Genomic DNA, 8,232 nt, shown 5'->3' with positions numbered 1-8,232 from the left:
CCCCCCCCGCCCGCGCCGCCCCCCCCCCCCCGCCGGCGGGGCCCCCCCCCCCGCCCCCCCCGGCGCCCGAATTGGCCTGCAAGGAGCTGGTCCCCGGTGCCGCCGACGTCGCGCTGTGCGGCGGGGCCGATCTGCACAACGGCATCAACGACTTCCTGCTCTTCTCCTCCGTGCACGCCCTGTCCAAGACCGGCCGCTGCCGGCCCTTCGCCGCCGACGCGGACGGCATCGCGCTCGGCGAGGGCGTGGCCTGCGTGGTCCTCAAGCGGCGCGTGGACGCCGAGCGGGACGGCGACCGGATCTACGCCGTGATCAAGGGTGTCGGCGCGGCCAGCGACGGCCGCTCCCTCGGCCTGACCGCCCCCCGCCCCGAAGGCCAGCGCGCCGCCCTGGAACGCGCCTACGCCCAGGCCCGTATCTCGCCCGCCGAGGTCGGCCTGGTCGAGGCGCACGGCACCGGCACCGTCGTCGGCGACCGCACCGAACTCACCGTCCTGTCCGAGGTGTTCACCGAGGCCGGAGCCGAGCCCGGTGCGTGCGTCGTCGGCTCGGTGAAGTCGCAGATCGGGCACACCAAGTGCGCGGCCGGACTCGCGGGCCTCATCAAGACCGCGCTCGCCCTGCACACCGGGGTGCGCCCGCCGACCCTGCACGTCAAGGAGCCCAACCCCGCCTGGTCCGAGGCCGACAGCCCGTTCGCTTTCCACGGGCGCGCCCTGCCCTGGGCCGAGCCGCCCGCGCGCAGGACCGCGGGAGTCAGCGCGTTCGGGTTCGGCGGCACCAACTTCCACGTCGTGCTCCAGGCATACGAAGGCGGGGCCCCGCCTCGGCAGGGCAGCGCGCAGTGGCCCGCCGAGCTCTTCGTCTTCCGTACGCGCGAAGCCGCCGAGGAGACCCTCGCGCTCGCCGAGTCCGGCGCCTGGCGGCTGCGGGACCTCGCGCTCGCGGCGGCCCGGCGCGCGGAGACCGGCGCGCGGACGTCCTTCGGCGCGGTGGTCGCCGACTCGGCCGATCAACTGCCTTCGCTGGTACGTGGCTTGCTGGACGGAAAGCGAACGGCCGGCGTCTTCCCGGCCGAGGGCGGGCTCGGGGACGGCAAGGTCGCCTTCCTCTTCCCCGGTCAGGGCAGCCAGCGGCCCGGGATGCTCGCCGAGGTGTTCGCGGCCTTCCCCGGAACGCAGCGGCACCTGCTCGGCGCACCCGCCGACGTGATCTTCCCGCCCACCGCGTTCAGCGACGCCGAGCGCACCGCCCAGCGGGCCCGGCTCACCGACACCCGCAACGCACAGCCCGCACTCGGCGCCGTCTCGCTCGCCGCGTACGACGTGCTGACCCTCGCCGGCGTACGGCCCGACATGGCCGCCGGACACTCGTACGGCGAACTCGTCGCCCTCTGTGCCGCCGGCAGTATCGACCCGGCCGCACTCGCCGGGCTCAGCCGCGCCCGCGCCGAGGCGATCCTGGCCGCCACCGGGGACGACCCCGGGACGATGGCCGCGGTCGTGGCCTCCGCCGAAGAGACCGGGCGGGTCATCGTCGAGGCCGGACTCGCCGACCAGGTGGTGGCCGCGAACCACAACGCGCCCCGGCAGACGGTCATTTCGGGCCCCACGGCCGCCGTCGCCCAGGCCGTCGAGGCGCTGGCCGCCGCCGGTTTCACCGCACGCCCGCTCCCGGTCGCCTGTGCCTTCCACAGCCCGCTCGTCGCCCGCGCTGTCCCGCGCTTCTCGTCCGCCCTGGCCGACTACGCGGTACGCGCCCCCGAGTTCCCGGTCTGGGCCAACCGCACCGGCACCCGCTACGCGTCCTCACCCGCGGACGTACGGGTCCACCTCGCCGAACAGATCGGCGCGCCGGTCCGCTTCGCCGAACAGATCGAGGCGATGTACGACGCCGGGGCGCGGGTCTTCGTCGAGGCCGGGCCCTCCACCGTGCTCACCGGACTGGTCGGCCAGATCCTCGGCGACCGTCCGCATACCGCCGTGCCGTTCGAGCCGCGGCCCGACGCCGGGCTCCGCGGCCATCTCGAAGCCCTCGCCCGGCTGTTCGCGGCCGGAGTGCCGGTCACGACGGCGCCGCTGTGCGCGGGACGTGACGCGGTCCTCGCCGCGCGGGGCGCCGAACCCAAGCGGCCCGGCTGGACGGTCGACGGCCACCTGGTCCGCACGGCCGACGGCAGCCCGCTGCCCGGGGCGCTGCAGCCCGCCCGACGGATTTCCCTGGAGACGAGTGTGCGTACGGACTGGACGGGCGGCGGCGGTTTCGACGACCGTGAGGCGCTGCTGCGCGAATTCCTGCAGAACAGCCGGGAGATGGTGGCCGCGCAGCGGGATGTGCTCCTGACGTACTTCGGTGCGCCCGGCGCCTCGGTGGCCGCCGCGGCTCCGGCCGCGACGCCGGCTCCGGCGGAGCTTCCGGTGCTCGAGGCCTCGGTGGTGTCGGCGGTCTCGCAGGCACCGGCTCCTGCGGCTGAGGCCGTCGCGGTCGTGCCCGAGGCGGATGTGCTTGCCACGGTGCTCGCGGTGATCGCCGAGCGGACCGGCTATCCGGTGGAGATGATCGAGCCGGATCTGGATCTGGAAGCGGATCTGAGTGTCGACTCGATCAAGCGGACGGAGATTGCCGGGGAGTTGGGGCGTCGGCTGCTCGGTTCCGGTGTGGATCTGCGGTCGCTGCCCGACGCGGAGCTGGAGGAGCTGACCCGGGCCCGTACGGCTGAGGGGATCGCGCAGTGGCTGCGGCCCCGGGTGGAGGAGACGGCCCCCGCGCAGGCCGCCGCTCCCGCACCTGTCGCGGCCCGGCCGGCTGAGGCCGTCGCGGTCGTGCCCGAGGTGGATGTGCTTGCCACGGTGCTTGCGGTGATCGCCGAGCGGACCGGCTATCCGGTGGAGATGATCGAGCCGGATCTGGATCTGGAAGCGGATCTGAGTGTCGACTCGATCAAGCGGACGGAGATTGCCGGGGAGTTGGGGCGTCGGCTGCTCGGTTCCGGTGTGGATCTGCGGTCGCTGCCCGACGCGGAGCTGGAGGAGCTGACCCGGGCCCGTACGGCCGCGGGGATCGCGCAGTGGTTGTCGGTACGGGCCGGGGGAGCGGGGCAGGCCGCTCCGGCTGATGAGGTGCACACAGCGGGCGCCTCGGCCGGGGCGAACGAGCACGATCTCGGCGCCCCTGCCGCCCCGGCGGCCCAAGCGGTCGTGCCTGTCGACACGGGCGCTCCGAGGGCGGCTGTAGACGCAGACTCATCTCACGGGGCCGATACGGAGAATCACGCACCGAGCGGCCTCCTCGACGGCGACCCTCTGGAGGACCCTGCTTGGGTCGGCCGCTCCCTCGACGCGGACGCGGTACGCAAACTCCCCGGCGCCCCCGCCGAGCCCGCCACCGGACCGGCCCCCATGGAGCCCGCCGCCACCGCCTGGGACGCCCCGGCCCCGAGCCTTCCGGCCGACACCGAGCCTCGCGCCCCGCACGCGGTCGCGAACGCCGACGCCGAGTCCGTGACCGTACGGGCGGAGGACGCCGCGCCCGTACAGCCGCAGGACTCCACGCCCGTACAGCCGCAGGACCTCACGCCCGTACGAGCACACGAAAACCCCGACCCGCAGCAGACTCCCACACCGCAAGCAACCCCCGAACCGGCCCCGGCACCCGAGCCCGCCCTCACCATCGCCGCCCCCAAGCGCTACGTCCTCACCCCGACTCCTCTGGACCCGGCCCCCGCCCCGGGAGCCGTGGCCGCCCAGGATCTGAGGGGGAAGCGGTTCGTGCTCGTCGGGGACGGGACGCCGGTCGCGCAGGCGCTCGTCACGCGGCTCACCGTGCTCGGCGCCATCGCCTCGCGGATCGGCGACGATCTCGAAGGGCACCAGGGCGCCGTCGACGGGCTCATCCACGTCGGTGCGCTCGCCGACCACGGCGAACCCGTACTGCCCGGCGCCTTCCCGCTGTTCCAGGCCGCCCTGCGCCGGCGCCCCCGCTGGCTGCTCGCCGCGCACCACACCAAGGACACCAGCGGGCTCGCCGGCTTCTTCCGTACGGTCGCCCGTGAGTACCCGGACACCGTCGCCCGCAGCGTCGAGGTGGACCCGGCGCGCGGGGCCGCCGAACAGGCCGAGGTGATCGTCGAGGAACTGCTCGCGCCCGACCGCGAGCCGGTCGTGCTGCGCACCGACCGCACCCGGCGCGGCCTCGCCCCCTGCGAGCTGAGCCTCGGTCTCCTGGCCACCTCGGGCGCCGGACCGGCCGGCACCGGTGTCGCCGAGGCGACCGTCCTCGGGCTCGGCCCGGACTCGGTGGTCGTGCTCGCCGGGGGAGGGCGCGGGATCACCGCACGGTTCGCCGTGGCGCTCGCGGCGGCCTCCCGGTGCCGTATCGAACTCCTCGGACGGACCGAACTGCCCGATCTGCCCGACGAGTTCAGCGACGCCCGCGACAAGGCGGCCCTGCGCTCCGCCCTGATCGCGCGCGGCGGCCTCAGGCCCGCCGAGATCGAGCGGACCGTCGGCCGGATCCTCGCCCAGCGGGAGATCGCGAGCACCCTCGCCGAGATCCATGACGCGGGCGGCCAGGCCGGTTACCGCGCGGTCGATCTGCGGGACGCGGAGGCGGTGCAGCAGGCGGTCAAGGAGACGTACACGACGTACGGGCGGATCGACGGCGTCGTGCACGCGGCCGGTGTCATCGAGGACAAGCTGCTCGCCGAGAAGGATCCGGACTCCTTCCGGCGCGTGTACGGGACGAAGGTGGACGGCGCCCGTACGCTGCTCGCCGCGCTGCACCGGCTGCCCCAACTGCCTCGCTTCACCGTCCTGTTCGGTTCCATCTCGGCTGTCTTCGGCAACCGCGGCCAGATCGACTACGCCGCCGCCAACGACGCCCTGGCCCGGATCGGCCGCCGCTGGCAGGACGCCACCGGCACTCGCGCCCTGACCGTGCACTGGGGGCCGTGGGCGCCGACCGGAGCACACGACGGCATGGTCGGACCCGAACTCGGCCGCGAGTACGCGCGGCGCGGGATCGAGCTGATCGACCCGGAGGAGGGCGTGCTCGCCCTGCTGCGCGAGCTCGCCTGGGGCGACAGCGGCACCGACGAGGTCGTCTACACCGCGTCCGGCTGGTGAGCGGCGCGATGAGACGTCAACAGCCCGTCGCCATCGTGGGGATGGCGGTGACCCTGCCGGGTGCCGGTGATCTGGAGTCGTACTGGCGCAATCTCGTCGACGGTGCGGACGCGCTGAGCGAGGTGCCGGCAGGGCGCTGGGACAGCGAGGCGTACTTCGATCCGGCGGGCGGGCGGCCCGACGCGGTCTACACCCGGCGCGGCGGATTCGTGGACGGGATCGCCGACTTCGACCCGACCGCGTTCGGGATCATGCCCGGCTCGGTGGCCGGTACCGAACCCGACCAGCTGATCGCCCTGCGCACCGCGGCCGCCGCGCTCACGGACATGGCAAGCGCGCTTCCGTCCGACCGCGCGCGGGTCGGTGTCGTGCTCGGCCGCGGCGGCTATCTGACCTCGGGTCTCGCCCGCCTCGACCAGCGGCTGCGGACCTCGGCCCAACTCGTGCGCACTTTGCGGGAGCTGCTCCCGGAGCTGGGAGAGGACCGGCTCGGTCTCGTACGGGACGCCTTCCAGGAGGCGCTCGGCCCCGAGGGCCCCGAGTCCGTGATCGGTCTCGTCCCCAACTTCGCCGCCTCGCGCGTCGCGAACCGCCTCGACCTGCGCGGCCCCTCGTACACCGTGGACGCCGCCTGCGCCTCCTCGCTGGTCGCGCTCGACCAGGCCGTCACCGAACTCACCGCGGGCCGCTGCGACGTGATGCTGGCGGGCGGCGTCCACCACTGCCACGACATCACCCTCTGGTCGGTCTTCTCGCAGCTGCGCGCCCTGTCGCCGAGCGGCCGGATCCGCCCCTTCCACCGGGACGCGGACGGTGTCCTGATGGGCGAGGGCACGGGCGTCGTCGTTCTGAAGCGGCTCGATGACGCCCTGCGCGACGGGGACCGCGTCTATGCGGTCGTACGGGGAGTGGGCGTCGCGGGCGACGGACGTGCCGCCTCCCTGGTCAACCCCGACCCGGGCGGGCAGGCCCGCGCGGTACGGCTCGCGTGGGAGGCCGCCGGCCTCGACCCGGCCGAGCCCGGTTCGCTCGGCCTGCTCGAAGCGCACGGCACGGGCACGCCGAACGGTGACGCGGCGGAAATGGCCACGCTGGCCGAGGTGTTCGGGCGCGGGGCGCCGGACGCGGTGATCGGCTCGGTCAAGTCGATGATCGGGCACACCATGCCGGCGGCCGGAGTCGCGAGCCTGGTGAAGGCCGCGCTCGCGATCCACCGGGGCGTGCTCCTTCCGACGCTGCACTGCGACGATCCGCATCCGGCGCTCCTCGAGACACGGTTCCGGCCGGTGGCGCAGGCGGGGCCGTGGGAGGCGCCGCTGCGGCGGGCGGCGGTGAACGCCTTCGGGTTCGGCGGGATCAATGCGCATGTGGTTCTGGAGCAGGTGCCGGTGGCGGAGCCGGTGACGGCGGGTAGGGGCGCTGGGCGGAGTGACGGTCCGGTCCGTGTGTCGGGCGAGGGGAGTGCCGGTGCGGTCCGTGCGTCGGGCGAAGGGGTTGCCGATTCGGTCCACCCCTCGGCCGCGGTGACCGAAGATCCGGTCCGTGCCTCCGGTGTGCAGGTCACCGAACCCGTACGCCTGCTGCGGCTCGCCGCCGTGGACGCGGACGCCCTGGCCGGACTGCTCGCCGCGGATGACGCCGAACTGCGCCGGGCGGACGGCCGGTCGACGGGCACGGGCCACACCCGGGTCGCCGTGCTCGACCCCACGCCCCGCCGCCTCGCCCTCGCCCGCAAGGCCGTCGCCCAGGGACGGGAGTGGGGCGGGCGCAGCGACGTGTGGTGTGCGCCGCGTCCGCTGCTCGGCCCCGGCGGTGGCCGCACGGCCTTCCTCTTCCCCGGCCTCGAAGCCGAGTTCGCGCCCGGGATCCCCGGCGTGCCCCGGCCCTCGGGGCCCCGGCCGGTGGAGTCCGCCGACGCCCGGGGGGGCGACGTGGGGGAGCACGGCGCCGCCGTCTTCGGCGTCGGACGGCTGCTCGCCCAGGCGCTCGGCCGGATCGGTCTCACGGCGGACGCCATGGCGGGGCACAGCGTGGGGGAGTGGACCGCGATGGCGGTCGCCGGGATGTACGAATCCGCCGAAGTCGACGCGTTTCTGCGGGACTTCGACCCGTCCGCGCTGCGCGTACCCGGACTGGCCTTCGCCGCCTTCGGCGCCCCGGCCGCGCAGATCGAGGCGCTGCTCGGCGCGTTCCCCGGCGTGGCGCTCTCGCACGACAACGCCCCGCGCCAGTCCGTCGCCTGCGGCCCGCACCCCCAGGTCGAGGCGCTCACGGCAAGGCTGCGGGCGGACGGGGTGCTCGGTCAGGTCCTTCCGTTCGAGTCCGGCTTCCACACCCCGATGCTGGCGCCGTACCTGGCACCCATCGAGGAGGCCGCCCGCGGTTTCACCCTGCTCCGGCCGTCGGTCCCGGTGTGGTCGGGCACGACCGCGGCGCCCTTCCCGGCCGACGAGCAGGCGGCGCGCGAACTGTTCGTACGTCACCTCCTGGAGCCGGTCCGTTTCCGGATGCTCACCGAGGAGCTGTACGCGGCCGGGTTCCGCGCCTTCGTCCAGCTGGGCACGGGCCAGCTCCCGGCCCTGGTGGGCGACACCCTGTCGGGCCGCCCGCATCTGGCCGTCTCCGCCAACGCGCCGCGCAGCGACGGGATGACCCAGCTGCTGCGGGTGGCGGCGGGCGTGTGGGCGTTCGGCGGGGAGCCCGACTTCGAGGCGCTGCTCTCCGGCTCGACGGCCGGCGACCGTACGCGCGGACCGGCGGCGGGAGCTTCTGCTTCCGCGTCTGCCGGAGAGGCGACGTCGGTTGCCGCGCGGGCAGAGGACGCGGCCGCGGCACCGGGCCTCGCTCCTGCCGCGGACGGCTCCACGAGACCGGGCCCCGCACACGTCTCTGTGCCGGCCGAGCCCGCACACGTCTCTGTGCCGGCCGAGCCCGCACACGTCTCTGTGCCGGCCGAGCCCGCACACGTCTCTGTGCCGGCCGAGCCCGCACACGTCTCTGTGCCGGCCGAGCCCGCACACGTCTCTGTGCCGGCCGAGCCCGCACACGTCTCTGTGCCGGCCGAGCCCGCACACGTCTCTGTGCCGGCCGAGCCCGCACACGTCTCTGT

The 8,232-nt window shown here is 74.9% G+C and carries 2 protein-coding genes and 1 pseudogene; all 3 read left to right on the top strand.

Features of this window, described 5'->3' with window-relative positions; all coding sequences use genetic code 11:
* Positions 1-74 precede the first annotated feature (74 nt).
* Positions 75-3,092, top strand: a pseudogene (locus JAO81_RS43190) (acyltransferase domain-containing protein); the annotation flags it as partial.
* A gap of 306 nt (positions 3,093-3,398) precedes the next feature.
* Positions 3,399-5,123, top strand: coding sequence for an SDR family NAD(P)-dependent oxidoreductase (locus JAO81_RS39285; RefSeq protein WP_199552804.1), 1,725 nt, complete (start codon positions 3,399-3,401; stop codon positions 5,121-5,123).
* 8 nt (positions 5,124-5,131) lie between these two features.
* On the top strand, positions 5,132-8,232 hold a 3,101-nt coding region (locus JAO81_RS39280; RefSeq protein ID WP_199552798.1), incomplete at its 3' end, for a type I polyketide synthase.

Origin of the sequence: Streptomyces sp. N35 (assembly GCF_016464295.1) — a bacterium.
GTDB lineage: Bacteria > Actinomycetota > Actinomycetes > Streptomycetales > Streptomycetaceae > Streptomyces.
Note: the sequence above shows the minus strand (reverse complement) of the source record. Positions and strands in the feature narration are given on the sequence as shown.